The organism is Luteococcus japonicus, assembly GCF_003752415.1.
Classification (GTDB): domain Bacteria; phylum Actinomycetota; class Actinomycetes; order Propionibacteriales; family Propionibacteriaceae; genus Luteococcus; species Luteococcus japonicus.
The window spans coordinates 536,379-562,345 of sequence record NZ_RKHG01000001.1 but is presented as its reverse complement, the minus strand read 5'-3'; the positions used below and the strand labels follow the sequence as shown (position 1 = coordinate 562,345).

The 25,967-nt window shown below is 67.7% G+C and carries 22 protein-coding genes and 3 pseudogenes; 11 read left to right on the top strand and 14 right to left on the bottom strand.

Going from position 1 to position 25,967, the window contains the following annotated elements; genetic code table 11:
- The first annotated feature begins 2 nt into the window (after positions 1–2).
- Together EDD41_RS02695 and EDD41_RS16515 are read left to right on the top strand one after the other, a co-directional pair.
- Entirely contained in the window at positions 3–1,640 is a 1,638-nt protein-coding gene (locus EDD41_RS02695) for an RHS repeat-associated core domain-containing protein (RefSeq protein ID WP_123574859.1), read from the top strand.
- Between the two features lie 620 nt (positions 1,641–2,260).
- Entirely contained in the window at positions 2,261–2,758 is a 498-nt protein-coding gene (locus EDD41_RS16515) for a hypothetical protein (RefSeq protein ID WP_148060450.1), read from the top strand.
- On the opposite strand, the gene mobF is transcribed toward EDD41_RS16515, so the two are convergent.
- Positions 2,691–7,715 carry a MobF family relaxase gene (gene mobF, locus EDD41_RS02690; protein WP_170165209.1) on the bottom strand — a complete coding sequence of 1,675 codons (5,025 nt, stop codon included), beginning with the start codon at positions 7,713–7,715 and terminating at the stop codon, positions 2,691–2,693. The genes EDD41_RS16515 and mobF overlap by 68 nt on opposite strands.
- 411 nt (positions 7,716–8,126) lie before the next feature.
- Here mobF and EDD41_RS16510 point away from each other — a divergent pair, with 411 nt between their 5' ends.
- The 3 genes from EDD41_RS16510 (at position 8,127) to EDD41_RS02675 (ending at position 9,982) form a co-directional block, all read left to right on the top strand.
- The gene (locus EDD41_RS16510) at positions 8,127–8,381 is read left to right on the top strand and encodes a hypothetical protein (RefSeq protein ID WP_143813845.1); all 255 of its coding nucleotides are present in this window, start codon (positions 8,127–8,129) and stop codon (positions 8,379–8,381) included.
- Between the two features lie 90 nt (positions 8,382–8,471).
- A complete protein-coding gene (locus EDD41_RS02680) occupies positions 8,472–8,807 on the top strand; it encodes a hypothetical protein (RefSeq protein WP_148060449.1) in 336 nt (111 codons plus the stop codon).
- Complete coding sequence (locus EDD41_RS02675; RefSeq protein WP_123574856.1) at positions 8,795–9,982, top strand: hypothetical protein; 1,188 nt, start codon at positions 8,795–8,797, stop codon at positions 9,980–9,982. The genes EDD41_RS02680 and EDD41_RS02675 overlap by 13 nt, the downstream gene beginning before the upstream one ends.
- 52 nt (positions 9,983–10,034) lie before the next feature.
- Here the strand turns inward: EDD41_RS02675 and EDD41_RS02670 are convergent, their stop codons facing one another.
- Positions 10,035–10,565: a GNAT family N-acetyltransferase gene (locus EDD41_RS02670; RefSeq protein WP_123574855.1), complete on the bottom strand. Its 531-nt coding sequence runs from the start codon at positions 10,563–10,565 to the stop codon at positions 10,035–10,037.
- 184 nt (positions 10,566–10,749) lie between these two features.
- Between EDD41_RS02670 and EDD41_RS02665 the strand changes: the two are divergent.
- Positions 10,750–11,052 (top strand): annotated as a pseudogene (locus EDD41_RS02665) (nuclear transport factor 2 family protein); the annotation flags it as partial.
- 218 nt (positions 11,053–11,270) lie between these two features.
- Positions 11,271–11,642 carry a VOC family protein gene (locus EDD41_RS02660; RefSeq protein WP_123574853.1) on the top strand — a complete coding sequence of 124 codons (372 nt, stop codon included), beginning with the start codon at positions 11,271–11,273 and terminating at the stop codon, positions 11,640–11,642.
- Between the two features lie 95 nt (positions 11,643–11,737).
- On the opposite strand, the gene EDD41_RS02655 is transcribed toward EDD41_RS02660, so the two are convergent.
- A complete protein-coding gene (locus tag EDD41_RS02655; RefSeq protein ID WP_123574852.1) occupies positions 11,738–12,310 on the bottom strand; it encodes a CGNR zinc finger domain-containing protein in 573 nt (190 codons plus the stop codon).
- 173 nt (positions 12,311–12,483) lie between these two features.
- Between EDD41_RS02655 and EDD41_RS02650 the strand changes: the two are divergent.
- Positions 12,484–12,810 (top strand): annotated as a pseudogene (locus EDD41_RS02650) (MFS transporter); the annotation flags it as partial.
- Positions 12,811–12,897: 87 nt separating this feature from the next.
- Here the strand turns inward: EDD41_RS02650 and EDD41_RS02645 are convergent.
- The 8 genes from EDD41_RS02645 to EDD41_RS02605 all read right to left on the bottom strand — a co-directional run bounded on the left by EDD41_RS02645 (position 12,898) and on the right by EDD41_RS02605 (position 19,641).
- The gene (locus tag EDD41_RS02645) at positions 12,898–13,551 is read right to left on the bottom strand and encodes a cation efflux transmembrane domain-containing protein (RefSeq protein WP_123576819.1); all 654 of its coding nucleotides are present in this window, start codon (positions 13,549–13,551) and stop codon (positions 12,898–12,900) included.
- Positions 13,548–13,907, bottom strand: coding sequence for a Cd(II)/Pb(II)-sensing metalloregulatory transcriptional regulator CmtR (cmtR, locus tag EDD41_RS02640; protein ID WP_123574850.1), 360 nt, complete (start codon positions 13,905–13,907; stop codon positions 13,548–13,550). The genes EDD41_RS02645 and cmtR overlap by 4 nt, the downstream gene beginning before the upstream one ends.
- Positions 13,908–14,422: 515 nt before the next feature.
- Positions 14,423–15,526 carry an ArdC-like ssDNA-binding domain-containing protein gene (locus EDD41_RS02630; RefSeq protein ID WP_123574848.1) on the bottom strand — a complete coding sequence of 368 codons (1,104 nt, stop codon included), beginning with the start codon at positions 15,524–15,526 and terminating at the stop codon, positions 14,423–14,425.
- The gene (locus tag EDD41_RS16720) at positions 15,526–15,693 is read right to left on the bottom strand and encodes a hypothetical protein (RefSeq protein WP_170165208.1); all 168 of its coding nucleotides are present in this window, start codon (positions 15,691–15,693) and stop codon (positions 15,526–15,528) included. The genes EDD41_RS02630 and EDD41_RS16720 overlap by 1 nt, the downstream gene beginning before the upstream one ends.
- A 197-nt stretch (positions 15,694–15,890) precedes the next feature.
- On the bottom strand, positions 15,891–16,466 hold the full coding sequence (locus EDD41_RS02620) for a hypothetical protein (protein ID WP_094765139.1): 576 nt from the start codon (positions 16,464–16,466) through the stop codon (positions 15,891–15,893).
- A 116-nt stretch (positions 16,467–16,582) separates the two neighbouring features.
- Positions 16,583–17,785 (bottom strand): tyrosine-type recombinase/integrase, encoded by a 1,203-nt coding sequence (locus tag EDD41_RS02615; protein WP_123574846.1) that lies wholly within the window; start codon positions 17,783–17,785, stop codon positions 16,583–16,585.
- A 682-nt stretch (positions 17,786–18,467) separates the two neighbouring features.
- Positions 18,468–18,797 (bottom strand): hypothetical protein, encoded by a 330-nt coding sequence (locus EDD41_RS02610; RefSeq protein WP_123574845.1) that lies wholly within the window; start codon positions 18,795–18,797, stop codon positions 18,468–18,470.
- Positions 18,798–18,963: 166 nt separating this feature from the next.
- Positions 18,964–19,641, bottom strand: coding sequence for a hypothetical protein (locus tag EDD41_RS02605; RefSeq protein WP_123574844.1), 678 nt, complete (start codon positions 19,639–19,641; stop codon positions 18,964–18,966).
- 177 nt (positions 19,642–19,818) lie between these two features.
- Between EDD41_RS02605 and EDD41_RS02600 the strand changes: the two genes are divergently transcribed.
- On the top strand, positions 19,819–21,717 hold the full coding sequence (locus EDD41_RS02600) for an NERD domain-containing protein (protein ID WP_170165207.1): 1,899 nt from the start codon (positions 19,819–19,821) through the stop codon (positions 21,715–21,717).
- Positions 21,718–21,958: 241 nt separating this feature from the next.
- Positions 21,959–22,543: a N,N-dimethylformamidase beta subunit family domain-containing protein gene (locus EDD41_RS02595; RefSeq protein ID WP_123574842.1), complete on the top strand. Its 585-nt coding sequence runs from the start codon at positions 21,959–21,961 to the stop codon at positions 22,541–22,543.
- Here the strand turns inward: EDD41_RS02595 and EDD41_RS02590 are convergent.
- A complete protein-coding gene (locus EDD41_RS02590) occupies positions 22,531–23,916 on the bottom strand; it encodes a 6-phospho-beta-glucosidase (protein ID WP_123574841.1) in 1,386 nt (461 codons plus the stop codon). The genes EDD41_RS02595 and EDD41_RS02590 overlap by 13 nt on opposite strands.
- Positions 23,917–24,241: 325 nt before the next feature.
- A complete protein-coding gene (locus tag EDD41_RS02585; protein WP_123574840.1) occupies positions 24,242–24,457 on the bottom strand; it encodes a hypothetical protein in 216 nt (71 codons plus the stop codon).
- 38 nt (positions 24,458–24,495) lie between these two features.
- Between EDD41_RS02585 and EDD41_RS02580 the strand changes: the two are divergent.
- A pseudogene (locus EDD41_RS02580) lies at positions 24,496–24,978 on the top strand (RtcB family protein); the annotation flags it as partial.
- A gap of 85 nt (positions 24,979–25,063) precedes the next feature.
- Here the strand turns inward: EDD41_RS02580 and EDD41_RS02575 are convergent.
- Positions 25,064–25,819: an SH3 domain-containing protein gene (locus EDD41_RS02575; RefSeq protein WP_123574839.1), complete on the bottom strand. Its 756-nt coding sequence runs from the start codon at positions 25,817–25,819 to the stop codon at positions 25,064–25,066.
- Between the last annotated feature and the right edge of the window lie 148 nt (positions 25,820–25,967).

Sequence of the window (25,967 nt, the reverse complement as noted above, 5' to 3'; positions counted from 1 at the left end):
CATTGCTCGCCCTACCCCTGGAAGAGCTGCCAGGTGGGATCATCCGCCGGCACTCCTACGACTCGGCCGGTGAGCTGGTCGATTTGACCTATTCGGGGAAGGGTACAGATCCGGAGACGGGCACGGCGGTGGCTGATCAGCAGTGGTTTGGCTGGTCCAGTCGTAGTGATGCTGCGGGTAGGACGGTGCGGGAGTGGTCCACCGATGGCGGGTCGGCCTACACCACCACCGAAGGAACGCAGGCCGTCAGCTCGGATCGTCGGTACGGTTATGACAAGGCCGGCCGTCTGACCAGGGTTGACGAGACCCTGAACACTCGCACCGAGGCGCCGTCGTGTACGCGTCGTGGGTACGGGTTCGATGTGAATGGCAACCGCACCAGCCAGACGGTCGCGTCCAACCTCAGTGACTGCGCCGACACTGGAGCGGCGACGGTGACACGGGCCTACAACGAGGCGGATCATCCGGTGACGGGCGCGAACGGGCAAGGAGCCTATGTCTATGACCCGTTGGGTCGTCAGACGAGCATCCCGGCCGCGGACACCATCAAGCCCAGTAATGGGGCGATGAGCCTCGCGTACTACGACAGTGATGCTGCGCAGTCCGTGGCTCAGGGGGACACCAAGGTCACGTTCACGCTGGATGGGGCTGGCAGGCGCCTGGTGCAGAACACCACCGTCGGGCCCGTGGTGACGCCTGATGTGGTGGCGGGGACGGTGACGCGGCACTACACCGATTCGTCGGACAACCCCGCCTGGACCGTTGACGTGCGCGGCGGCCAGCAGGTGACCACCCGGTTTGCTGGGTTGACCGGGGATGGGATGGGCATCACGTTCACCACGATCAACGGCGTCACCACCGCGGAGTTGGCCCTTGCCGGGCTGCGGGGTGATGTGAACGCGACGGTGAAACTGGACGGTGCCAACCCGGCCACCGGAATCGACACCTGGGCGGACTACACCGAGTACGGGCAGCCCACCACCGCCAAGACCGCCACCGTCGGGGGTGCCGCGGGTGTCGGGTACGGGTGGCTGGGTGCCCACGAGCGCGCCACCCTGGATGCGCTCGGGATCACGTTGATGGGCGCGAGGTTGTACAACCAGGCCACCGGCTTGTTCACTTCCCTGGATCCGGAGTACCAGGGCGGGGACACCGCCTATGGCTACCCAACGGATCCGGTCAACAACCAAGACCTCGCGGGAACCAAGTGGCGTAGCTGGTGGCACCGCAACGGTGGCACGGTCCTCGGCTATGCGTCTGCCGGGGCATGCATTTTTGGCGGGCCGGCTGTGTGTGGCGCGCTTACAGTGGCTTCGGCTTCGGTCAGCATCTACGGGCGCTATCGCAGGTATCGTAGAGAGAGAAGATCCGTGCGGAGCTGGCGCTTCGTGGCTTCTACCGCTTGGGACGTTGCCGGTGCGAAGATCAGCCCGGTGCGGGGAATTCGTGCAACAAGGTTCGTGGCGACTCGGCACGGTATCAGGAGGGCTTCTCGGCTCAGAATGCACTTGGGTACCACTGCAGGTCGGTGGAATAGTCGCGCTGGATATCGTCATATCCACCGGACACAACCCCGGAAGTTCTGGGGTCGTTACCTGTATAACGGGTTCTCTGCCTTCAAGAATTTCGCGGGATGGTGAGCATCGTGGATCCGGTATATGTGTGGATCCTTCTGGTTCTATGCGCGGTCTCCTTGGTGTGGCGACTGCATTGGTCATCAATCAGGCTGCGTCTGGCTGCTTTCGTCTTAGCGGCCCTCGCGTTTGGCTGTCCCTTTATGGCGGGTTGTGATCTGGAAGGTACTGGATGGGGCTGGGTTCTGGGAGGAGGGGTTCTTGGGTTGCTGATAGTGGTCGGACTCTTGAGTCAAGATGGAAACTCAAGGCCGTCTCAACGACGATGACCTACTATCCGTTGGTCGGCCGGCGAGCATTCCCGCCGCTGAAACGATCAAGCCCGCCGAGGGGGCGACGAGCCTGGCCTACTACGACAGCGACGCGGCCCAGTCGGTCAGCCAGGGGACACCAAGGTCACGTTCACCCTGGATGGTGCCAGGCGCCGGTTGGGGCAGAACACCACCCTCCCGACCCTCACCACCCGACGTCGTCACGGGCACCATGACGCGTCACTACACCGATTCGTCGGACAATCCCGCCTGACCGTCGACGTGCGGGTATCACCCACCCCCACCACAAACCATGGTGCTGCTGTGCGGGCAGGGAATGCCGACGGCCCGAGCCCCGCGGGGACCCGGGCCGTCGTGGCCACCAAGGTCTACGGGGCCGAGGACATCGAGCTGACGCCGCAGGCCGCAAGGATCTGGCCCACTTCAGCACGGACCACAGAGAGCTTGGGCCGATGTGATCAAGCACCCGGCTGCCGAGCGGATCGCCTGGACGAGCACGGGCAGATCGTCGGCCAGCAGCAGGTGACGGCCCAGTCTTCCGGGTTGACTGGGGATGGGCTGGCCATCACCTGCACCACGGCAGACGGCACAATCACGGCGGAGCTGGCCCTGACCTGGTTGCGTGGTGATGTGAATGCGACTGTCAAGCTCGACGGCACCAACCCCGCGGCGGGGATCGACATGGGAGGGATCTTGGCTGTTGAGGCGGTACCACCGCTCCGGAACCCCGCCCGGAGGCGCGTCTCCCCGGCAGAAGGGAGATGTCCGTTCATCTTTGATGCTGTCACCGACGGGGAACTGTGGTTGGCCGCCACTTTGGGATTTCTCTGCCGCGCTGGTAACGTGCGTTGATGGCCGTCCTCTGAATATGTCCTCTCTGCTGTGCCGTGGCGTCTGCGGCCGCTGCTCGGGGAGTGTCGTTCCAGGCCTGGACCAAGGGGACGAGTCGCGCTTGCAGGTGCTCCTCCGGGATCCTTGTCTGCTGGCTGAGCCCTTCCAGGCCCTGCTGCCACGTGCTGGGGTGGGCAGCAGCAATCGCGGAGAGCGCCTGATCCACCGCGTCGTCGTCTGCGGAGTTGATGAGTCGGTCGGTGGTGGGTTTCGCGTTGTCGAGGCATCGGGTGAGGGCTGCAGGTCCGTGGGTGATGAGGAGTTCGGCGGGGTCGCTGCCTGCGGGGAGTTCGGCGCGCAGGGTGTAGGTGCGGTGGACGGCGAGTTTGAAGTGGTCCTTGTCGGCGGCGGTGTTTCCGGCGGGGTCGTTGTCGGTGGCCAGGACGACTCGCTCCTGGTTGGCGAGGAGGGCGGCTTGGTGGTCGGTGAGGGATGTTCCGAGGGGTGCGAGGCCGGTGTGGCGGCCGGCGGTGGCGAGGGTGATGGCGATGGCGTCGAGGGGGCCTTCGACGATGACGGGGGTGCTGCCGGGTTGGGGGTGGCCGTAGAACTGGTCGCCCTTGCTGTAGATGGGGGTGGTGGGGGTGTTGAGGTACTTGGGGCCGGCCTGGTCGGCGGGCAGGGTGGGGTTGGCTCGGGCGACGAAGCCGAGGATGTAGCCGTCGTGGTTGGTGATGGGCAGGGTGAGGCGGTCGCGGAAGCGGTCTATGAGGTTGCCGGTGGAGGCGGGTTTGACGAGGCCTGCGGTGAGCATTTCGAGGTCGGTGACGCCGTGGCGGCGTAGGTGGGTGGCGAGGTTGGTCCAGCCGGCGGGGGCGTGTCCGGGTTGGATGGTGGGGTGGCCGGTGAGGTCGACGCCGAGGCGTTCGGCGAGGTAGGGCTGGGCCCACGATCCCTGGAGCTGGCTGGCGTAGTAGTTCTGGGCGAGTTGGTTGACCTGGTGGAGGCGTTCGGCCGGGACGGGGGAGTCGGCCAGGGCGTCGGCGCGGTCGAGTTGGTGGCGCAGCATGGCGTCGCTGGGCGGGGTGGGGCCGGTGACGTTGCGGACCATGCCGAGCAGCGCCAGCCGGGTGACGGGGTCGTCCGGACCAGGCAGCTCCACCGCCGCCTCCCCGATCGTCGGGACGGTGTTCTGGGTGGTTTCGGGTGTGGTGGTGCGGGTGAGGCGCCAGAGCAGGGCTGCGGCGGGGTGGTCGTCGGGTAGGGGTTTGACGGTGATGGTGTCGGCGAGGATGCCGTGGACGTCGTGGCCGGTGGCGCTCAGGTCGTCGAGGCGGTGCGCGAGTCGGACCAGGGCGGGGTCGTGGGTGAGTCGTTCTCCGATGACCTCGAGGATGGGCTTCCAGCGCTCGAGTGCGGGGTCGTTCTGGTCGATGGCGTGATCGAGGGCGCGTTGGTACTGGGTGGCTTGGCGGGTGGTCTGGCGTGGCCCTGTGGGGCGTGGGTCTGTGTCGGGAACGGCGTTGGCGGCGCGCCAGATCGCGAGCTGACGGCGGGTCTCGTCGGTGCAGGGCAGGGCAGCCCACGTCGCGTCCGGGAACGGCAGCCGTGCGACCTGGTCGGCGAGAGTGGCGACGAGGATGGCGCGTTGCTGCGCCCAGGTGCCCCACGCGGGGTCGTCGTGCACGCGGGTGGGGATGCCGGGCAACCATGGCAGCGGCCCCGCAGTCAAGGGATGGCGGAGATCGAGGCGCCAGGCGAGGGTGGCGGCCTTGTCGCGGGCGTCGTCGAGCTCGTGTTGGGCGTGGGCTGCGGTCAGGGCGGTGAGGGGGTTGGTGCCGTTGCTGGCGATGAGGATGAGGTGGTTGCGCAGGGCGGGCCAGGCGGGTTCGTCGGTGATGCCGGGTTCGAGGGTTTCGGCATGGGCCTCGATGGTGGCGACGGCCCGGGGGCCGAGGAGGTGTTCTGCGGCGGTGGTGATGCCGTCGGTGTAGGTGGCGACGGCGTCGGCGAGCAGTCGGGCGGGGTCGTGGTGGTCGGCGTGCTGGGTGGTTGCCGAGCGGGCGGCGTCGTCGCGGGTGAGGATCTGTTCGAGCAGGTCGGTGGGTGTGGGCGGCGTGGTGGCGTCGGGTTGGGTGAGCAGCGCTGGGTCGCCGTCGCCGGTGGTCTGCAGCCACAGGTGGTTGGCGTGCTTGCCGCGGGTAAGCATGGTGTAGAGCTGCTGGCGTGACTCGTCGGGGGTGGCGATGCCGTGGGTGACGTCGGCGGAGATGCCCTGGGCAGCGTGGACGGTGGTGGCATAGCCCAGCTCGACGGCGGCGATGACGTAATCGGCCGGGACGGTGACACGGCGTCGGGATTGGTGGTGCTGCACACTCAGGGAGCCGTCGGGATGGATCGCCATAACGTGCCAGCGGTCGCCATTCTTCACCCAGTCGGTCCGGCTGGTGCTCAGGCGGCGGTCGTTGCGACGGGTGATGACGATGTCGCCGATGCGGGCATGGTTGCCGTCAGCCAGCGCCGCGCTGGGGCCGGTGGCGTGGGGGCCGAGGTGGTGGGTCTGGGCGCGGTGGTTGAGTTCGGCGACCAGGTCGCGAGTAGGGGCGAGCATGATCGCGTCGCGGCCGGCGGCCTTGTCGTGGGTCCAGGTGGTGAAGGCGTTGTCGGTGACGGTGGCCAGGTCGCCGACGTGGACGCGGTCGTTGTCGAGGTAGAACCCGATCGCGGCCGTGTCCCCTTGGCGCAGGGCGAGGGAGGCGGCGGCCTCGGCGGGGTCGGTGAAGCGCATCAGTTCGTCGAGGGTGGCGGCGCCGTGTCGTGTTTGGATGTCGCGCAGCAGTCCGCCGGAGCCGATGGCGGCGAGCTGTTGGTCGTCCCCGATGAGCCGGACGACGGCGCCGCGGCTGGTGGCCCAGCCGGTGACGGTGGCCAGGGTGAGGGTGTCGGCCATGCCGGCCTCGTCGATGATGACCATCGACCCGGTGGTGATGGTCTGGGCCCAGTGGGGGAGTTGGTCGTGGGTGATGCCCCAGGCGAGTTTGGCGAGGGTGTCGGCCTCCAGCCCGGTCGCGGTGGACAGTTGGGACGCGGCTGCGGCGGAGGGGGCGAGGCCGACGACGGTGTGGCCGGAGGACTCCCACGCCGCGGCAAGGGCGTGCATGGCGGTGGTCTTGCCCGACCCGGCCGGCGCGATCGCGAGCTGCACCAGACGCCCCGACGTGGCCAGCTGCTCCACCAGCGCCGCCTGGCCCGCGTTGAGGGCGAAACCCCGCTCGGCGGCTGACATCGCCAACGATGCCTCCAGCACCGGCTGCGCCATCGACGTCCCGCCGTCTGTGTCGGCGAGGGCAAGGATGTCTTGTTCGGCGTGCAGGATGCGGTGGGAGGTGAACAGGGTTGATCCGGCGACGGTGTACACGCTCGACCCGTCGGACCGCCGCAACGGCTGCGGTTCAGTGATCCCGAAGGTGGGCTTCTCCAATGGGACGGATGCTTCGAGGGCCATCGCGGTGAGCAGGTCGATGGCGGCATCGACTGTGCTGCTGGGAGTGGCGGTCAGGCGCACCTGGCGTTGGGCCTCGGCCCGCACATCGGTGCGTCGCCACGTCGCGCCGCGTCGCTCCATCGCCGCCACCACCCGTGCGGTGGCGGCGTCGAACCAGCCACTGTCGGCCACCGGCAAGTCCTGCGCTTGGGCGGGGTGGAGAGCGGAGTGGACCACGTGGGTGATCGCTTGCGGGCTGCCGAGGATGTCGATGGCCTCGGCCCGCCACGCGGCGCGTTGCTCGGTGATGGTGCGGGGCGCGTGCTTGGCGTCCTGGGTCTCGAGCGTGGCGCGCTGCGCCAGGTCGTATCCCTCCACCACTGTCGGAGGCCGTCCATGATCGTCCTGAAAGGCTGAGGCGAGCTCACCGCGTCGCTGTTCGATCGCTCGACGCCGTGACGACCACCGCTCGTTGAGTTCGGCCGGCACGCCGACCACTTCACGCACCGGACGTTTCCCTGCGCCCATGGCGCGGTTCTCGAACCGCAGCCCGTGCGCTTCGAGGCGCTTGTAGAGGGTGGTGTTGTAGGTCTCGGATGCCGCGACGACGCCCTGGTAGAGGAGCCGGGCGTCGATCGCCAGCCACTTGCCCGACCCGGTGGCGCGGACCTTGTTCGCCACCGCCACATGCGTGTGCAGGTCGGGATCGCCGGCGCGAGAGTCACGGTGGGTGAACGCGGCGCCGACCAAGCCGTCGACGTCGACCTGCCGCACCCCCTTCGCGCCCTCGCGGGTGTAGAGCAGATGATCCTCGACGAACCGCAGCGCCTCCGCCACCGCGTCGTGGTGGGCGCGTTCGACCATCGCCGCGGTCGGGAGGTCGGCGATCGCCCACAACGTGGACACGCTCTTCGGCGGCGAGAAGGTCAGGTCGAAACCGGACACCACAGATCGCCCTGGCCGCGAGTACCGCGCCACCGCACCTGCCAGCTCCCGCGCATCGAAGTGGGGGCGGCCCATCTCCCGGACGAAGAACTCGGCCGCCACCTGGCTGCGGATCCCGGCCCGCACCTCACCCGGAACCCGGGCATCCGCCTCCAGGCCGTGGCTGGTGTTCCACTCCGCCACCCGACGCGCCACATCGACGCGGAAGTTCGACACCTCTGATGGCACCTTGAACGACGCCCCCAACCGGTAGGACGCCAGCAGGTCACGTTCCGACGCATCAGCCCCCAGCTTGGCGGCTCGCTCGTGCCCCAGCGGGTGCTGCCCGGCACCGAACAACAACTGCATCTGCTCGGCTGTCACTTGGGAACCGGCGAAGTTGTCACCGATACCTTCGCAGCCCCGGCCGACCCAGGTGCCGGGGGTTTCGCCCTGCTCGGAGTAGTACGTCGTCAGGCCCTGATGGCCCTTCTCCGTCGAATCCTGCACAGCAACCTGCCGGGTCAGGTAGTCATACCCAGACCCGGCCGACAGCTTGTGCAGCGACATGGTCACGACTGCCCAACCCAGGGGTCGGGGCGTGGTGCCGAGTATCACGAACGAAGGCAGATCGCGCCGAGTCACGGACGTTGGCTCGCGTCACCCCATCTGCCAGTGCCGTCTGGGACATCGGGACAACCAAGACCTCGGTTAGGCGACAAAGGCCCCAACCTCGAGTTCGAAAGCGGCGTCAACCTCCGGCTGGAGGGCCTCCCCGAACGGCACTTCCTGGCCCTGAGTGCAAGAGGTGTGTGGCGCTTGATGGGCTCGTGTTTCTCCGGGGGTTCGTTCTGGCGGCTGGTGGGCACCGGGGGCGTCGCGTTCGCTTGGGTCTTCGTCGGGGTGGTTCGGAAGGGGCGAAGGTCGATGGGACGTCAGCAGGAACGGGTGGCTGCGAGGCGAGCGATTCATGAGGCTCGGGTGGCGCGGTTGCAGCAGCAGCGGGAACGGGAGTCGGCTGTGACGGATCTGGCCGTGCGCGTCCAGGTGGAGCTACGCACCGGAGCCAAGGCGCTGGCAGATGCGGAGGCGCGCGCCGGCGCTTTGATCGAGGAGATGGTCACCGTCCACGGGCTGACAGCCACGCAGGTGGCGGAGTGGTGCGCTGGCGGGCTCAGCGTCCGTGAGCTCGGCCGACTTCGACGCCTCACGGTTCCCACCAGAGATGACCATTAGCGCCTGGGGACGGGGCTTTCGCGAGCACCGGGGTCGCAGGGCAGGTTGTGCCTGTGAGCGGCCAGGGTGGCCGGGCATAAGGCGGGTGTGATGGCAACAGTTGGAGGCATGCGGAGCCTGGAACGCGTGGTCGGGTTGTTGATGATCGCGGCGGAGCGTTCCCGGTTGGCGACATGGGATCTGGAGGAGCTGGCCGCGTTCCAGCGCGACACGGCGGTGAGCGAGGCGCTGTGGTCCGCCACCGGACTGTTGGAGCCCGACGTGGTGCCCGTCCCGGTGGAGGTCGAGCAGCCCGGCGTCCTGGCGGTGTTGGAGGAGGTCGAGCGGGAGCTGCGTCGGTTGGCGATCGGCGCCTATCCCATGGGGACGAGTGCGGTGGTCGCGCTGGTGTGCGATCTGGTCGGGGAGTACCGGTGTCTGCGCTGAGGCCGTCGGAGGCAGACCGGCTGGCCCGTCGCCTCCTCATCGACGATCCCGGAGAGCTGGCGGCATCGGTGATGGGCTTGGCCTACGTCGTCGACGCTGCCAGCCAGCGAACCCGCCAGGACGCGGATCGTGTTGCGTCGATCCTGGAGGTGTCGGCGTCGGCGCTGACCCACGTGCTGCAGTCGCGTTCCTGGAAGACAGAGGCGCCGGCGCCGGCGATGGTGGCCGTGGCGGATGCCATCGGTCAGATTCAGCCCGGGCCTGGTGTGGAGCGTGAGCTGCTGCATGTCGCGTACTTGGCGGCTCACGCCACCTCGGGGGTGTCTGCCAGGGCGGGGGACGGTGAAGTGCTGGGGGCGGTACGGGCGGTCGAGCTGGGCCTGGATGCGGCCCTGCATGGCCAGGCACCGGGCCAGCATCGTTCCGATCTGGGCAGTGAGTTCGGCGCGGCGGTGATGGAGTGGGCGCGTGCTGTGGATCGCAGTGCGCTGCGGCCGTCGGTGATGACGCAGTTGGTGACGGCCCGGGCCGCGGGCTCGGTACTGGTCGCGGTGGACGCGATCGCCCAAGTCCAGGCGACCCGGAAGACTGAAGCTCTTGTGGACTACCGCGACGCGATCAAGCCGGCGCTGGCCAGGAGCTTGCGGGCGTGGGGTGAGCTTCATCGGCAGTGGGCCAAGCTGATGTCGCCGGGGGAGCGGGTCGACCCGGAGCTGATGGCTGCCACCACGCGGCTCATGCGCGCCAGCCGTGACGTGCCCGCTGGTGGAGAGGGGTCGCGGTCCTGGGATGCTGCGGTCACCGCCCTGAGCCTGACGAGGCATGCCGCCGCCGTCAGCAACCAGCCCGTTCACCCCGGTTCGTTGAAGGCGCCCGCGGAGCTGGTCGCGCCGATGCTGGCGGCCGCACTGCCGCCCAACGGTTCCCAGCTGCAAGTGGAGTGGCTCAAGCTCGAGCGCCTCGAGGGACGAGCGAACGTGACCGTCCCGGAACCAGTGCTGGCGAAGCTGGCCGCGGTGGGTAGCGCGACTGTGCGAGGTGCTGACCGGGCTCTGCAGTCGGGCTACCTGATGATGAGACCTGCTGCGGCACCGACGACGGTGCCAGCGGGCAGAACTGAAGCAGTCCCGGATCTGCCTCACTCACGGCTCGGACCGTCGCCGAGGTGCGTGTGATCTGGCACCGGTACGCCCGTGCCTCTCTGCAGCCGAGATGGCTGCGCGACGATCACGCGTCAAAGGTGGTGAGAGATGCCGTCAGCAATTGCTGGGCGGAGCCGAATTCCACGAACTCCCCGCAGGCCACGAATCCAAGCCGTGCCGCCAGGGCCAGGGCCTTCTGATTCGACGTTTGGGTGACAACCAGGACGGGTTCGTCGCCTCGGACCTCCGACGTCACTCGCGCCAGCAGTTCCCGGCACGCGGCCTCCGCGATGCCTCGTCCCCAGGCGTCGGGCAGTAGGACGTAGGACAGCTCCAACTCTCGCCCCTCCGGGCGGACGTGTCCGGGTCGATCCGGGTTGCGCCGATCCGCCACCACCGTGCCCAGCATCCGTCCACTGCGTGCGTCCGAGACGATCTGGGCCCATCTGCGACGCCCACACCGCGCTCCAACCACACTGACAACAGCGACCGCCCAGGCGATGGACTTCGGCCGGGGGCCGCCCAGATGGCGAACGCGATCATCGGTCAGCAACTGGACCATGCGAGTGACGTCGCCCGCGCGACCGTTGCGCAGCTGGATCTCAGGTGAGGCCATGGCTCGAGCTCAGGCAACGCGCACCGCCACACCTCGCACGGGCTCTGGAGTCAACGACCCTGCGCGTGAGTTGATGCCCGTGCATGTCGAGGGCGCGGGGGCTCTCTGGCGGCTAGCCTTCCGGTATGAGCACCGCCGAGGACGTCCTCCACCTGGTTGAGGCCCCGGCACGTGCCTTGCTGAGCAAGATGCCGAGGGGTTGCGGCTGCTGATGCATCCCGAGTGTGTCTGGCCCAGCTACGCAGGGCTGGTGCTGGACCGCGACGAGTATTGGCGCCGCAACACGACCGCGGTCAGCTTCACCTCCCAGCGCCTCGAAGGCCCCGTGGTGCGCGTCGTCGGCGACACGGCCATCGTCACTGGGACGGTTGTCGACCCTCTGCGCGACGGTGAGCAGTTCCGCCTGCTGATCACCATGACGTGGGTGCGCTGCGATGGTTTGTGGCAGTTGCTCGCTGGTCACGCGGGCCCGCGTCTGGCCTCGTGAACCGCACCCTTTGTCCCGAATGCGGTGTTGGGTTCCTCACCGTGTGCTGAGGTCCAAGCCGACGGCTGGATTCCGTGGGATGAGCTGTGGGACGGCTGGGATGAGCTGTGGGGGCGGTGCGCATTGCCATCGACACCGCGCGGCTGGCAGCTGCTGCAGAGGAGCGAGGTTCGTGTGCACGGCCCCGCTGAACATGGACGTGTCGCTACGGTGTCGTCATGATGGCCGTCCTGACGCAGTTGGTGTTCGAGTGCGACGATCCCGTCCCAGTGGCCGCGTTCTGGCAGGACGTCTTGGACCTCGCGCCAGCCGAGGGCACGGACGACTGGCTAACCCTGCAGTGGGAACCGGTCGGTCGGTTCTCGTTCCATCGCGTCGAGGGCTATGTGCCGCCTCCGTGGCCTGGCGAGTCTGGTCAGCAGCAGGTGCACTTCGATCTCCTGGTCGACGACCTGCAGGCTGCGTCTGCCACGGTTGAGCGTGCCGGTGGGACGCCGCTGACTGGGGTGATGGATCCGGGGCCGAAGGCGTGGCGCATCTTCGTCGACCCCGCTGGCCACCCGTTCTGTCTCGTCTCGGTGCCGGAGTGACGGCCAGGCGCAGTCAGTGGGGTTGAGGCGACCTTCCGGTCGCTCGGCCATTGTCATGCTCCAAGGGCGCTCGAAACCCGTTCGTGTTCAGCTGGTTACTTCCCAGTCTTCTGTCGGGCGTAGTAGGCGCGGGATCGGTTGCGGTCGCCGCAGTCCTTGGTGACGCACCAGCGTCGGTTGTGGGCTCTGGATGTGTCGAGGAAGACCCAGCCGCAGTGGGCGTCCTCGCACTGGTGGAGCCGGTCCAGGTCGGAGCGTGCGAGCAGGGCCATGATGCTTCGGGCGATCCGGTGGCGTGGGGTGGCAGGGGTGAGCGTGCGGTCGTGCCAGCGCCATCCATCGGCAGCGGGGGTGTAGGTGGCTGCGGTGAGTGCTTGGTGGAGCTCGTCGGTGATGACTTGGCCTGCGTCGGCGTCGTCGGTGAACAGTGCGCCGTACAGCGCCTCGCGCAATGCGAGGACCTTGGCATGTTCCGTGGCAGCCTCACCGGGCGGCACCTGAAGGGCTTTGGCTTCCTCGTTATGGATCAGCGCGGATTCCAGGCACCAGGCCATGACGTCGCCGAAGTCGTTGAGATCCTCTTCTCGGTCCTCGTCGGACAGTCGCCACTCGACCGTGTTGATCAGGTCCAGGGCGACGTCGCCGGCGATGTGACTGAAACGTGCCATTATTCAACCTCCATCCTCACAGTCTAGGCACCTGTTGCCTGTGAGCCGTTTATGCGGCAGGATCTCACAAGTAGAAAGCATCAAACTTGTGAGGCTAGGCGGTGGCTGTGAGGGACCCGATCGCAAGACTGGTCCGTGACGACCGGAGCTTCGCGTAGTATTGGTTTGGGCAGAGCGTGAGTAGTTTCGGCAGCCAGGTGGCGGCGATGGCGTTGCCGCTGGTCACTGCGGTGACCTTGCACGGGACTCCGGCGCAGGTGGGGTGGGTGGCCACGGCCGCGATGCTGCCGTACCTGTTGTTCTCGCTCATCGCGGGGCACGTCCTTGAAGGTAGGGATGCCCGCAAGGTGATGTTGCCGGCCAATCTGTTCCAGGGCGCTGCGATGGCTGTTGTCCCGATCGCCTGGCTGGGCGGGTGGTTGTCGGTCCCGCTTTTGGTGCTCCTCGCGTTCGTTGCCGGGTGTGCCGCGGTGTGTTTCGGCGTGGTCGGCTTCTCCTAGCGCATGTCGGAGTCGTGACACTGGCGGAACCGCGGAGGCCCCAGAAGCAGAGCTCCGGGGGCCTCCTCCGTCATCCTCTCGTGGGAATCAGTCGTCGTCCTCGTCCTCGAGGTCCTCCAGCACCTCGAACGGCGACTCGACGTCGCCGCGCCATGCCTCCAGGCCCTCGCGCACCGCGAGCACCGCCACGACAAGCGCCGCGACGGAGTCGGCCCACCACCAGCCGAACAGGCTGTTCAGGATGAGGCCGACGAACACCGCGCCGGAGAGGTAGACGCAGAGGATGAGCTGCTTGGCGTCGGCCATCACGCTCTTGGAGCCCAGCTCTCGCCCGGTCCGGACCTCGATCCACGCCAGCAGCGGCATGATGACCAGGCTCAGCGCTGTGATGCCGAGGCCCAGCGGGCTGTGATCGGGACCCTCTTGGCCGACCAGGGCCAGCACCGCATCGACCGAGACGTAGGCCGCCAGAGCGAAGAAGGCGACGGCGATCACCTTGACCGTGACCTTCTCCCACTGCTCCGGGTCCTTGCGGGTGAACTGCCAGGCGATGGCAGCGGCCGAGAGCACCTCGACCACCGAGTCGAGCCCGAAGCCGATCAGCGCCGCGGACGACGCGAGGACGCCCGCCCAGACGGCGACGATGGCCTCGATGACGTTGTAGGTGATCGTGAACCCGACGATGAAGCGGACGCGGCGGTGCAGGGTCGCGCGGCGCGCGGTGGTCAGAGTCTCGCTCATGCGTCCACCGCCGTCCCGCAGCATCCCGACACCGAGCACGCCGGGTCGATGCACGGCGCGTCCTCGTCCACCGCGAGCGTGACGTCGATCAGGGACATCAGCGCCGCGGCGAGGTGCGGGTCGGCGATCTCGTAGCGGGTTTGCCGCCCCTCGGGCTCGGCGACGACGATCCCGCAGTCGCGCAGGCAGGTCAGGTGGTTGGACACGTTCGAGCGGGTCAGCTCCAGCTCGCGCGACAGCACAGCCGGGTAGCTCGGACCGCCGAGCAGGGTCATGAGGATCCTGGAGCGCGTCGGGTCCGCCATGGCCCGGCCGAGCCGGTTCATGACGTCGAGGCGCGAAACAATAGTCAGCATGGACTGAACTATACAGTGTTCATTGACTAATCGCCCAGTTGTACGGGCTGCCGCACCCGCTCCGCGCGCTTGCCCTCGGGAATCGTGGTCACCTCTTGCGCCAGCGAGGCCACCTCGGCATCCCGCGACCCTTCCACGTCGCCACCAGGCCGGCAACCCAGCGGGCGGACGCGAAGAGCCCGTAACCGGCCCCGGCGAGGCCCACGGTGACCACGAGCCAGCGCCGGAAGATCAGCTGACTCGCTCCGCGGGCGCCTACACCCAAGTCATGTATGGCTCCATCCCACTGGGAAGCGCCATCGCAGGAATCCTGGGCTAGCACTACGGCACTCGCGCCGCAACCCTGGCCGGCGCGCTCGGCATGCTGTGCTCGATGCTGCCCATGCTGACTCGCACGGTCCTCAACCTGCGTCAGGCACAGGACCTCCACGCCACGACAGGCAACCCGGCAGGGAAGTGACAACGCCTCGAACACCTGACTGGCCGCTCGCAAGGCGCCCATGTGCTGTCCCGTCTCACCGAGGTGGAGCTGCAGGACTGCTCCCACGGCGAAGGGATGACCGCGACACCTCAACCTGATGGGCCGGTCTCGAGATGGCCGCTGCCTGGAGTGCCACCGGGGAGCCGGCCTCTTCGAGCAGCAGCGCCGTGCGGTCCGCCGCGACGTTGCGGGTGACAGCCTCTGTCAAGGCTTGGCCTATGGGCTGGGTGTTGTCTGGTGCGGCGGTGGCGTCGAGGATCTGGTGCGCGGTCTTGAGGACGCGGTTGCCGGTGGTGTGGATGACGTCTGCGATGGTGGTGCCTTCCTTGTGGTGGGGGAGGGCTTGTTCGGCCCAGCAGGCGACGTAGGTGAAGGTGTACTGGCTGCTGTCGAGGCCGTGGGCGGCGGTTACGAGGTAGGCGACGGATTCGGCTTCGACCTCGCGCCTGTCCCGACAGACCGGGGCGCCGTCGGTGGTGGGCTGGTGGAGTAGGACGTGACCGAGTTCGTGGGCGAGGGTCTTGACGGCTTGGGCGTCGTCGACGTCGTCGCGGACCTTGACGGTTCGGGAGGTGTAGTCGGTGTACCCGTTCGCGCCGCGGCAGTCGCCCCGCTCCAGGCGGAAGCCCTGCGCGTGGACCAAGCTGGCGAGGGATTGCCAGAGACCCTCCGGGGCCCGGCCGGTCAGCAGGGCGGGGCGGGGCGGTTCCGGGACGGGGTCGCCGGTGGTTTGGCTGATGTCGAAGACGCTGGTCGGCTTGACCCCGACGATCTGGGTGGCCATCACCGGTTTGCCCTTGTCATCGAGCACGGGTGTGCCGTCGGGCTTGAGTTTGGGGAGGCGGCGGGTGACGGGTGCGAGGATGCGGATGCCGTGTTCGCCGCGGGTGACCTGGCGGTGGAAGCTCTTCTGCCAGGTGGTGTAGCCGGCGACCAGGGTGGCGTCGGGCCGTTGGGTCCAGATCAGGATGGTGTTGTTGAAGCTGTACTGGTGGAAGCGGCTGGCGACGCGCAGCCACGCCTGCCACTGGCCCGATGTGGTGAGGTTGGCGACCTTGTCGGCGATCTGCGCGTGCAGGTGCTCGAGTTGTTCTGCTCGTTCTGCCTTCTGGGTTTCGCTGGGTGGTCGGCGGGCCATCACCGTACCGCATGCGTTTGGTCGGTGAGTAGTTCCAGGACGGCGTGGATGAGGTCGTCGACCTGGTCGTGGGGTGCGCCGGCGGCGCTGAGGTCGTCGGCTTGGAGGAGCAGCTGTTCGATGACGAGGGGGCGATCTGCCGTCAGATCAAGTGGTGTGGACGTCATATGGCCTCAAGCCGACACATCCGGTCCCGCGAGCACCAGGACGTCTGGGACTCGGAGGCAAAGTTCTCGTTGGCGGATCCCGACGGGCACTCAACTGGGGTATAGTAAAGACATCGCCAGCCCTTTCGAGGGTGTTGGAAGTGAGCCTCGGGATGTCCTGCCGGAAGACAGGGCCCGGGGCTCGCGTTCGTTCTGGCTCACACGTCGACGATGGTGAGGGCTTCCCCCAGCGCGGCGGCGTACGTTTCATCGCCGGTGCGAAGGCTGGAGATTGCGCCGCAGATGCTGTCTGGGACCCAGAGCATGGGTTCCCCAGCACCGACCCGATGGTGGAGAGTGGTGGCGGGCGATGTCCTGTGTTGGCTCCGGAGGGCGTTGAGCATGTCGATGTCGCGTCGGTCGTCGGATGGGCCCCGGGATTCCAGGACCAGCTCGTGGATGCCGCGCGCTTCGAGTTCGGTGATCAAGCGCTCCAGACATTTTCGTCGGGCGCGCTCGGTGCGCCGTTCGGCGGGGATTCTCTGGCGAACGACGACGATGTGTTCTATGCAGGTGTTGGCGATGGCTTCGATGATGGCCTGCCGCCGGCGGGTGCCTTCGTCGCGCCAGTGGACCTTGCGTTGGGACATGCGAAGCGACGACATCACCGTGCGGACCGTGTCCTCTTCGGTGGTGGACACGACAGCGGCGGCGAGAATGTAGGTCCCGGGGTCTCGGGCATGGTCAGAGCCGGATTCGTCGACCCAGGCTCGGAGGGCGAGTGGTGTCGACATGTGCGAAGTCCTTGCGGTGAGATGAGTTGTGGAACCGTGATGCTACGCCCTGCTACCTCAGTCAGCGCGGTACCAGTGGCAGATGCTTGATTGTCCTGGATGCGGGTCCGGTGCGCTCAAGATTCGGTTGGCTCGTCTCTGACGGGCTGTGGGCGGTCACCGCGCGAGGGCTCGTGGCCCAGGGCCAGCTGGGACAGGCGTTGCGCAATCTCCGCGGATCGACCATCAGCGACGTGCTGATAGCGCATGGCGACACCCGCTGTGGTGTGGCCAAGCCTGTCCATCAGTTCCTTGGTCGTGGCGCCTGCCTGCGCCGCGAGGGTCGCGCCAGTGTGACGCAGGTCATGCCAACGCAGGTCAGGACGTCCGGCGGCTGCTCGTGCCGGTTTGAAGACCTTGTAGAGGGAGCCGTGGTGCATGTGCTCGCCTTGGCTGTTGGGGAAGACCAGAGCGCGACGTCCAGCGCCAGTGTGCAGCGTAAGGTGCTCGTGCAGGATGGGAATGATGTGCGGAGGGATGGTGACGTCGCGAATGCCCGCAACTGACTTCGGTGTCCCGACCACCGGGACCGCGATGCCGCTGCCGTCCTTGACCCACCCGACCGCGCGACGAACTCGAATCACCCCTTGGGCGAGGTCGACGTCCTCGCGGCGCAGTTCTGTCAGTTCGCCGAACCGGAGCGCGCACCAGGCAGCCACGTGGACCATGGCCCGGTATCGCGCGGGCATGGCGTCAGCGATCCGTTGCAGCTCGTCGACTGTCGCGGGGCGAATCGCGACAGTGGCCTTGGCCCGGCCTGCTCCACGCAGGCGTGCGGGGTTCACCGTGATGAGCTCGTCCTCCACTGCCGTGGTGAGAATCGTGGAGAGCAGCGCGTACCGGTGGGCGCGTGCGGTGGGCTTGGAAGGATCGAGGCTGGCGTACCACTCCCGGACGCTCCGACGAGTGATGCTCGGTAGGGGCACCGAGCCGATTGGATGCTCGGTGAAGGACTTCATGTTGCGCCGGTACTCGGAGCGGGTGCGCGGCTTCAAGTCTCGCATCGCCAGCCACTGTGGCGCATAGGTGGCCAAGGTCTCCTGGGTCTGCTCGACTGGATCCGGCCTCCATCGGTGCTCGGTGACCGCAGCGCTCTGGGTTGCGAGCCAGGCTTGCGCATCACCCTTCGTGGAGAAGGTCATGGGTGCAGTGCGTCGAACCAGATCGGGGCCCACGTATCGCGCTTGGTAACGCCCGCTGGGCAGCTTCCGAATTCCGCCCCAGCTTCCCCGCTTGCCTCGTTGCTTGGTCTCCTCGGAGCCTCGTGCCTTCGATGTCATGGTCCAGTCCTTGCCGTCGTGCCCTATCCGTGCCCTAACGCAAGTCACGAAGAGTCCACTCGTGTCCACTCAACCGGAGGGGGAACACGGGCGCGTCAAGGAGACGCTGGCTTGGGGGAACGTGGGGAAACGCCTGGTCACCGACCCACTTCGTCCGGCGCCCGAAGTCTTCTTCAAATCCTGTCAGCCCGACGTCCAAAGGGCCTTGTCAGAGTGAGAATCGCTCCGGCAAGGCCCTTCTTTGTGCAACAGGCGGGCAAGATGCCGCGCGGCGTGCAAGATGCCTCTCGGCGTGCAACAGGGCCGGACGTCCGGTCGGGGACGATGGAACGTCGCGGTGGCCAGGACCCCGCCGGATCCAACGCTCGATGCGGATGGCGCGGACCGTGGTCGCGAGGAGCGCGTGCCTGCGGTCGCCCGGGGAGCCTGTCTGTTGCAGACTGGTGGGCCACTGCGTCGACCTTGGAGCACCGCTCGGCTGTGCGCCCTGGCGCGATTCCTTCCAGGATAGGACTTAAGGGTGATGGGGTGGCTGTGCGGCGGCTCGCGGCACGTCGGGCATCTTGAGTACGCGTGGCCGCCAATCCCCAACACCTTCGAGCCCGCTTGAGCGATCGGGCGCCCTGCTGAAATCCGGTCTCAGTTACACGCTTTGAGCACGCGGGTCCCAGGGCGCGCGAGCTCAGAACAGCTGGGCGATCGACTCGGGCCACACGAGCTTGACTCCGTGGCGGGCGCACAGGCTCTTCCAGTGGTCCCCAGCTGGCTCCGCTTCGATGAACAGGATCGGTTGGACGTGAGTGTGGCCACGCTGGCGGAGCGTGTGCTCGTAGTCCAGGACCTGTCCGAGGCCACGTCGGAGCTGGGAGGTCCGGTTGGCGGGGGTGGTGCTTTTCACCTCGACGACGTTGATGGTCCCGTCGGTGGTCTTCCAGGCCACGTCGAAGGGCGGATCCTGGACCTCGGGCTCGAGCGCCTCGAGTCCTCGCTCCGCGATGGCGTCGGCGAGCATGTTCTCGAGGGCGCGGTGGCTTCGGAGCCCACGCTCTACGGCATCGCGATCAGGGGCCGTCGGGTCGGCGGGCGCGGGGGAGACCTCGTCGTTGCGTCGGGTGAAGGTTCGACCACCAGGCTCGTGACCCCGCAGTGCTCGATATCGGTCGTTGCTGCGAGGATCTTCAGCTCGACGTGGCTCCCGAACGTCCCTGTCGATCGTTGGGCGTCTCGAAGTCCCAGATGGCCCTGTCGAGGGCGCGGGGAGTGACGTTCAGTGCAGCGGCCGCCTCGAACAGCAGGGTCTTGGCATCCGCCTGGGCGAACTCGTCCGAATGGCCCAGCTTTCGGGCCAGGTACCGGGCGACCTTGACGTCAGGCTTGACCATGTCGTCGACGCCGGCGTTCATGAGCAGGTACGACCACGAGAGCGGCCCAAGGCCGAGAACCCCGACCCAAGCGCACCGGACCGTCGCGTCCTGCCAGCCCTGACGCAGCGCCGCGGTGTCCGTGACCGGCACCTCAAGCTCGGCCAATCGGGTCAGCGTCTCATAGATGCCCTCGGTGCGGAGCCGGCTGGTTCCTGGCAACTTGCTGTGGTTGGCCAACACATCCGTGGCGAAGCGAGCTGGGCCACCGGATGCGTCCATGGCAGCGAGCAGATCGACGGAGGAGTCTGTGGCTGCGGTTGGTCGCAGGGCTCGGTAACGGTCGAGCACCCGCCTCGCTGCTGAGCTGCTGCCTCGGGTCGAGTAGGCGCTGTTCAAGGCACAGAGCGCCAACGAGTCTCGAAACTCGATGGGCAGGCGCCACGTGGCCGGGTCACCGAGGTCACGAAGGAGCTCGTTCGGATGCAACTTCATGTAGAAGATCCTCACACGTGCGAGCGGCCTGGCTGCACCCAACGCGCCGATGCGCACGTGCGGACCTGCACGGCCGCGTGGCACATCTGCTTGTTGACTGTTGATGCCCTGCATGCAGAGCTACGCAGGAATCCCCCGCTAGAGTGCTTGCGTACCGGGCAAGGCAATGGAGGCGATGTGCTGTCGAATGGTCGATGGGTGGAGGTCACCCCGTCGAACCATGCGCACGAGCAGGAGGGCCTCCAGATCCTGCGGCAGCTGCTGCCCGACGAGCCGCCCTTCCGGGCCTGGACCAACTTCGAGTTCAAGGACGGCCACGGGCACTGGCACGAGGTGGATGCGTTGGTGCTGGGGCGGCGCCGGCTGCACCTGGTGGAGCTGAAGTACTACTCGGGGCTGCTGCAGGGCACTGACGCCGACTGGTTCCGCAGCGGCCATCCGGCGGAGAAGTCACCGCTGCTGCTGGCCCGCCGCAAGGCGCAGCGGTTCGCGTCGAAGATGAAGGAGCAGCTCGTCGCGTTGGAGCGTGAGCTGGGGGTCCAGCCCGGCACCTATGCCCGGCTCACGCCGTGGGTGCAGGAGTCGGTCTTCATCCACCACCCGATGATCCGCAGTGCCCTGGTGGGCAGTGCCGGCATCGGCATCTTCGGGCTGGACGATCACGAGTACCAGACGCACCTGGCCCCGATCTCGGATCGGCTGCTGGAGGAGTCGCAGGGCAAGCCGCAGCTGCCGGACGACATCGTCGGCCACCTGCTCGCCCGCATGGGCCTGGTGGAGCGCCGGGAACTCACCGTCGGCAGCTGGAACCTCTTCGAGCGGCTGGAGCCCACCGAGACCCACCAGGACTGGCTGGCCAATCACATTGCCGTCACCGAGGAGCGCGCGCGGATCCGCTTCCCGATCCTGCACGACAACGACTCCGCCCAGCACATCGCCGACATCAACAAGGTCGTCGACCACGAGTACAAGGTGATGCAGGGCCTGTCCCACGACGGCCTGCTGCGGCCCAAGGAACTCGTCGTGCACGAGGAACTGGGCCACGGCCTGGTCTTCCCTTTCGACGACAAGGCCGAACGGCTGGACCTGTGGCTGGCCCGCCGCGGCCAGACCGTCTCGCTGGACACCCGCTTGAGCGTGATCCGGCAGGTAGCCGAGGCGCTGCAGTACGCCCACCGCAACAAGGTGGTGCACCGCGGGCTGAGCCCCTACGCGCTGTGGGTGCGCGAGCGCCCTGACGGTGGCGTGAAGGTGCTGGTGGGGGAGTTGGGCAGCGTCGGCTCGGCCGGCGACCTCGCCACAGCCACCCGTGGTGTCACCGTGCTCCACGCCCAGGGCATCGACGAGGAGGAGGACCAGGAGGCTGTCTTCCAGGCCCCCGAGGGCGTCTGGTCGACCACGGCCAACCGGATCCGGCTGGACCTGTTCGGGCTGGGCGCCACCGCCTACTTCGTGCTCACCGGCCACCTGCCGGCCAATGACCGCAATGCCCTGCTGGCGCGGCTGCGCGACCAGTCCGGCCTCGACATCAGCGTCGACCTGCCCGCCGCCTCCACCGAGCTGCGCAACCCGGGCCCCTCGTGCCCTTCCCAGTCGTCATCCTCGGCGCTGGCTTGCACCGGCCGGTCCTGGGCCGCCTGTCGCTGCTCCTGGTCGCCAGCCGCCCGGTCCTGGTCACCAGCCGCCAGCTCCCCGGCCGCATCCGCCTGGTTCTTTTCATTCCCGAAGGGATTGAGATCTACGGTCCGGGCCGGGCCGGGCCGGGCCAGTAGCCCTTCCCTGCCCATCAGGACTCTCATGATCTTCCAGATTGGCGGACTTTTCACGCGGCACCGGCGTGTGGGAGGAAGGTGCATCCGTGTGGGCTCGGAGGGTCATGCAGGCCTTGGTGGGTCCTGCTCTACCGTCATCAGCCCCATGCGCTCCAGTCGCTTGGCCACGTCGGCCACCGTCCGGCGGTTGACTCCGGTCAGCGTTTCGACGTCCTTCAGGGACAGGACGGCGCCGTCGCCAGCGTCGATACGGGCCACCTGGGAGAAGACCGCGCGCTCGTTCTGGTCCAGGACCTTCTCGTAGGCCAGCTTCCGTGCCCGCTCGGCTCGGTCGTCGTCCCAGTTCGCCAGCTCGGACCAGACGTAGGTGTCGCCGACGGCCTTGGGGACCATGGCGAAGGCCTTGTTGGTGAAGGCCTCGTCGAGGACGGGCAGCAGCTCGTCGTAGCCAGCGCCGCGCCGGATCTTGCGTCGCGTGCGGGGACCCTGCTTGGTATGTAGGGTCTCGTCTGCTCCGGAAGGCCGACATCCCTACGAGCTTCTTGGTGGCGGAGGTCGTCGACTTCGCAGAGTCGACGATGAAGGCGGCCATCTTCTCAGTCATGCAGATCCCCGGGATGAAGCGCAGCCATTTCGCGACGGGCTTCACGAGCTTGCCTACGGGCGTCATGGAACGGTTGGCGGAGGATCCCACCCATTGGTTGTTCGCGGGAACCGGCGCGAAGCGGGGCTCCACCTACCCGGGGCTGGTGGGCGTCGAGATCGACCGTGCCTACCCCTTCTCCCCGGCGACCACGCGCATCCTCGCGCACTCGCCCGTCGCCTGCGCGGACAGGGGAACCACCCACTCGGACCTCACGGTGTACACCGCTGCCTCAGGCGCCGCGGTGGTGTCCGTCGGGACGATGAACTGGCGCAGCGGGATCAGCTCCGATGCACCGGCACCCGCCCACATACCGGGCTCCAGCGTGGCCTTCGCGACGCGGGTGACACGCAACCTGCTCACCGAGATGGCTCGCGGTCCCATCGGCAAGGACCATCCACAGCGGGCCAATCTTGCCCAGTACCGGCCCTCGGCCAGCACCGGAACCGGCACGGGTGGAGCGGTGACGGGAGTTCAGGCCAGGTAGTCGAGCTCCGGGAAGCCGGCCTGCATCTCGTCGAGAACCCGCTGGGCGACGGCGAAGGAGTCCACCAGCGGGTGCTGCAGGAGTGCTCGCAGCGCCGCGGTCCGGGAGCCGGTGGTGGCCGCCTCGATCATCTGGTGCTCGACGTACTTGGCGTTGACCACCAGCCCGCGGGCATGGTCGGGCAGCCCGCGTGTGGGCAGGGTCTGGATGCCCGACGCATCGATCCGGCAGGGCAACTCGATGATGTCGTCATCGTCCAGTTCCGGGATCACGCCGCGGTTGGGGACATTGAGCACCAGCTCGGCGGGCACATCATTGGCGATGGCGTGCATGATGGCCAGCGCCACCTGGTCATAGCCGCCGGTCTGCAGGTCCGCCTCGTCACGCTCGAAACCCCCGGCGGCCTCCCGGTTGCTGGCCATGTAGGTGACCTCGCGCTCCATTCGGGTCCGCTCCCACAGCGCATGGGCGCCGGGCCTGCCATCGAGGGCGGCCACCGCGGCATAGAAGCCGTCCTGCTGCTGCTGGAGGAACTTCCCGCGGGGGTTCTCTGCGGCCAGGTCCGTGGCCAGGTCCTCGCGGGTGAAGTAGTAGTAGTGCAGGTATTCATTGGGCACCTGCCCCAGTGCCTGTACCAGCGGTGTGCCGAAGAGCCGGCCCTCCTCGAAGCTCTCGATCAGGTCCGGACGTTCCAGCAGCGAGGGGAGCACGTCGGTGCCGTCCACCAGCAGCCCCTGCAACCAGCCGAGGTGGTTGAGCCCCAGGTAGTCCAGCCTTACCCTGGAGTCACCGAGCCCCACGGGGCCGGCATCTGCGGGCGCCAGGCCGGCATCCTGCAGGGTGGTCAGTACTCGGCGGGCAAGTCCGACGGGGGAGTCGCAGATCCCCACCACCCGTTCACCCAGCACGCCGCGCATCACCTGGGTGACCACCCCGGCTGGGTTGGTGAAGTTGATCACCCAGGCCTCGGGGCAGTGCTCCCGGATGGCCTCTGCCACCTGCAGCGCGACGGGGATCCCGCGCAGTGCGTAGGAGATCCCCCCGGCACCCACCGTCTCCTGCCCGATGATGCCGTGCCCCAGGCAGATGCCCTCGTCGAGGGCGCGCCCGTCGGTTCCGCCGACGCGCATCGCAGAGAAGACGAAGTCCGTTCCGGCCAGGGCGGAGGCCAGGTCCTCGGCCACCACGAGGCGGGGTGCCCCCGCAACGCCGACGGACTGCTCGGTCAGCACGGCGGCAATGGCGTCCAGACGGCCGCGGTCGACGTCGTGGAGGCGAAGCTCGGTGACACGTTCATCGGAGTGGTCGGCCATCAGCGCCCGATGCACCAGCGGCACCCGGAAACCACCACCGCCGAGGATCGTCAACTTCATCGCGTCTCTCCTGTCGTCCCGAACTCCCATGTCACCACGGTGTTGCCCGCCGGAGCGTCAACCATGGCATCCATCCTGCCGCCCGGCAACCAGAGCACGCCCAGGTGGGCGTTCATCAGCTCGCAGCCGTGTGAGGCGCCGGCCCGTACGAGCCTGGCATCGGGCGTGGGAGTGAGAACTGGTCGAGCGTCAAGGTCTGGCGGGATATGGCCGCGGACAGCCGTTGCGAGAACTGGGCATCGTGGTCCGTGGGCACCCGCTCACGCTATCCCAGGCCAGGCGGGCGCGCGGGGAGGCCTCAGCCAGCGGGAAGGTGTCTTCCCGATCAGACAGTGCGTCCCCGCAGATCGGGGGCCATGTTGGTGGAGATCATCCACGGGCGGGACCCGTCACCGGGGGAGTGGGCACGGGAACGGCTGGTGACGTCCCGCACCAGTTCGGTGATCCGGCCGCGCAGTTCCTCGGCCTCGGCCTCCGTCAGCCGTACCGTCTGGTGCGTGCCCAGCAAGCCGTCGTGTTCCTCGTGCTCGAGTGCGGTCACCAGAGTGTCCGTGACATCGAGGGAGAGCAGGGTCCTACGCGCTGCTCAATCGCGACGTGATGCTGCAGGGCATCTGTGACGAGCTGGCCCACCGGATCCCCGGCATCGGTTTCGACGCCCCCATCCCCTGCCACCACAACTACGTGGCCGTGGAGAACCAGGACGGATTGGAGTGGATGGTCACCCGCAAGGGGGCGATCCGTGCGGGAGCCGGCGATCTCGGCGTGATCCCCGGTTCCATGGGCACCGGCTCCTACATCGTGCGGGGTCTGGGCAACGAGCAGTCCTACGCATGCGCCTCGCACGGGGCAGGACGACGGATGAGCCGCAATGCAGCACGGCGGCGGTTCACTGCGGCGGACCTGGCGGAGCAGACCAGCAGCGTCGAGTGCCGCAAGGAGGAGGGCGTCGTGGACGAGATCCCCGCTGCCCACAAGGACATCGATGACGGGATCCGGGCCCAGACGGACCTGGTCGAGGTCGTCGCCCGGCTCCAGACGCTGCCCTGCATCAAGGGCTGACCCCTTCGGTCCCCCCACGCCTGACCGGGAAGGACGACGGGCCGGGCACCCCGAAAGGGTGCCCGGCCCGTGGCCATGCATGGGATCAGCGGACGCTGACGTGCACGTGGTTCTTGTGGTTGGCGTTGTCGCTTCCGCGGTTGCCCATCTGGCGCCAGCCCTCACCGGAGCGCTGGACGGACCAGATCTTCTGGTTGTAGATCACATAGGTGATGCCCAGGCTCTTGGCATTGGCGCGCATGTAGTTCGCGATCTGCTGTCCCAGCGCCATGTTGCTGCGGTAGTTGGGAATCATCACGTCGACCGCGCGGCCGGTGCCGTGGTCGCTGCCGTACTCGGCACGGTAGCCGCCCATGGAAGAGATCTGCGGGAAGTTGCTGCGGGCCGCGTAGGCCACGCGCTGGGCATTGCCGTTCACGCCGCGGGGCATGGACACCTGGCTGGCGCGCACGCTGCTGGTGACCGAGGCACGCCTGGCGGTCTTGGTCTTGACGGTCACCATCTTGGTGATCGTGGACTTTCCGGCGGCCGAGAGGTAGCGCAAGGAGACATAGCCCGTGCGGCCCTTGTACTTGACCGGCTGCCACTTGCCCCGGGCGGAGCCGGCGGTCTGAACGGCCTGACCCTTCTTGAGCACGCCGAGCGGACGGGTCTTGGTGCTGGCGCCGGTTCGGACGTAGACCGGACCGGTGGCCTTGTAGACCGCGACCTTCGCGGCCGGAGCCTTGGTGGCGGCGATGGAGGCCACGGGGGCGGCCTGGGCCTGCGGCGTGCCCAGCACTGCGGGGGCGGCGGCGACGGCCATCAGGGTGAGCGAGGCGAGCGAGCTGCGCAGCTGCATGTGAAGAGTCCTTGTGGGTGGTGTGGGGGGTGTTTCGACACGTGAAGACTCTCACAATTTTCCCGAAAGCTGAAAAACACTCAGGCTTTGGCCCAGAGTTCTCTCAGGGTTCGCGCGTCGGGGCTGGTCACGGCCACCTCTAGGATGG

Bases quoted from the DNA above. Each gene is read 5' to 3' on its own strand.
- EDD41_RS02645 (WP_123576819.1), bottom strand. From the start codon at position 13,551: ATGAGCGAGACTCTGACCACCGCGCGCCGCGCGACCCTGCACCGCCGC.
- EDD41_RS02655 (WP_123574852.1), bottom strand. From the start codon at position 12,310: ATGGCACGTTTCAGTCACATCGCCGGCGACGTCGCCCTGGACCTGATC.
- EDD41_RS02610 (WP_123574845.1), bottom strand. From the start codon at position 18,797: ATGCTCGCCGACGCCATCGCGGAGCGAGGACTCGAGGCGCTCGAGCCC.
- EDD41_RS02630 (WP_123574848.1), bottom strand. From the start codon at position 15,526: ATGGCCCGCCGACCACCCAGCGAAACCCAGAAGGCAGAACGAGCAGAA.
- EDD41_RS02575 (WP_123574839.1), bottom strand. From the start codon at position 25,819: ATGCAGCTGCGCAGCTCGCTCGCCTCGCTCACCCTGATGGCCGTCGCC.
- EDD41_RS02615 (WP_123574846.1), bottom strand. From the start codon at position 17,785: ATGACATCGAAGGCACGAGGCTCCGAGGAGACCAAGCAACGAGGCAAG.
- EDD41_RS02670 (WP_123574855.1), bottom strand. From the start codon at position 10,565: ATGGCCTCACCTGAGATCCAGCTGCGCAACGGTCGCGCGGGCGACGTC.
- EDD41_RS02620 (WP_094765139.1), bottom strand. From the start codon at position 16,466: ATGTCGACACCACTCGCCCTCCGAGCCTGGGTCGACGAATCCGGCTCT.
- cmtR (WP_123574850.1), bottom strand. From the start codon at position 13,907: ATGCTGACTATTGTTTCGCGCCTCGACGTCATGAACCGGCTCGGCCGG.
- EDD41_RS02680 (WP_148060449.1), top strand. From the start codon at position 8,472: ATGGCAACAGTTGGAGGCATGCGGAGCCTGGAACGCGTGGTCGGGTTG.
- mobF (WP_170165209.1), bottom strand. From the start codon at position 7,715: ATGTCGCTGCACAAGCTGTCGGCCGGGTCTGGGTATGACTACCTGACC.
- EDD41_RS02590 (WP_123574841.1), bottom strand. From the start codon at position 23,916: ATGAAGTTGACGATCCTCGGCGGTGGTGGTTTCCGGGTGCCGCTGGTG.
- EDD41_RS16720 (WP_170165208.1), bottom strand. From the start codon at position 15,693: ATGACGTCCACACCACTTGATCTGACGGCAGATCGCCCCCTCGTCATC.
- EDD41_RS02605 (WP_123574844.1), bottom strand. From the start codon at position 19,641: ATGAAGTTGCATCCGAACGAGCTCCTTCGTGACCTCGGTGACCCGGCC.
- EDD41_RS02660 (WP_123574853.1), top strand. From the start codon at position 11,271: ATGATGGCCGTCCTGACGCAGTTGGTGTTCGAGTGCGACGATCCCGTC.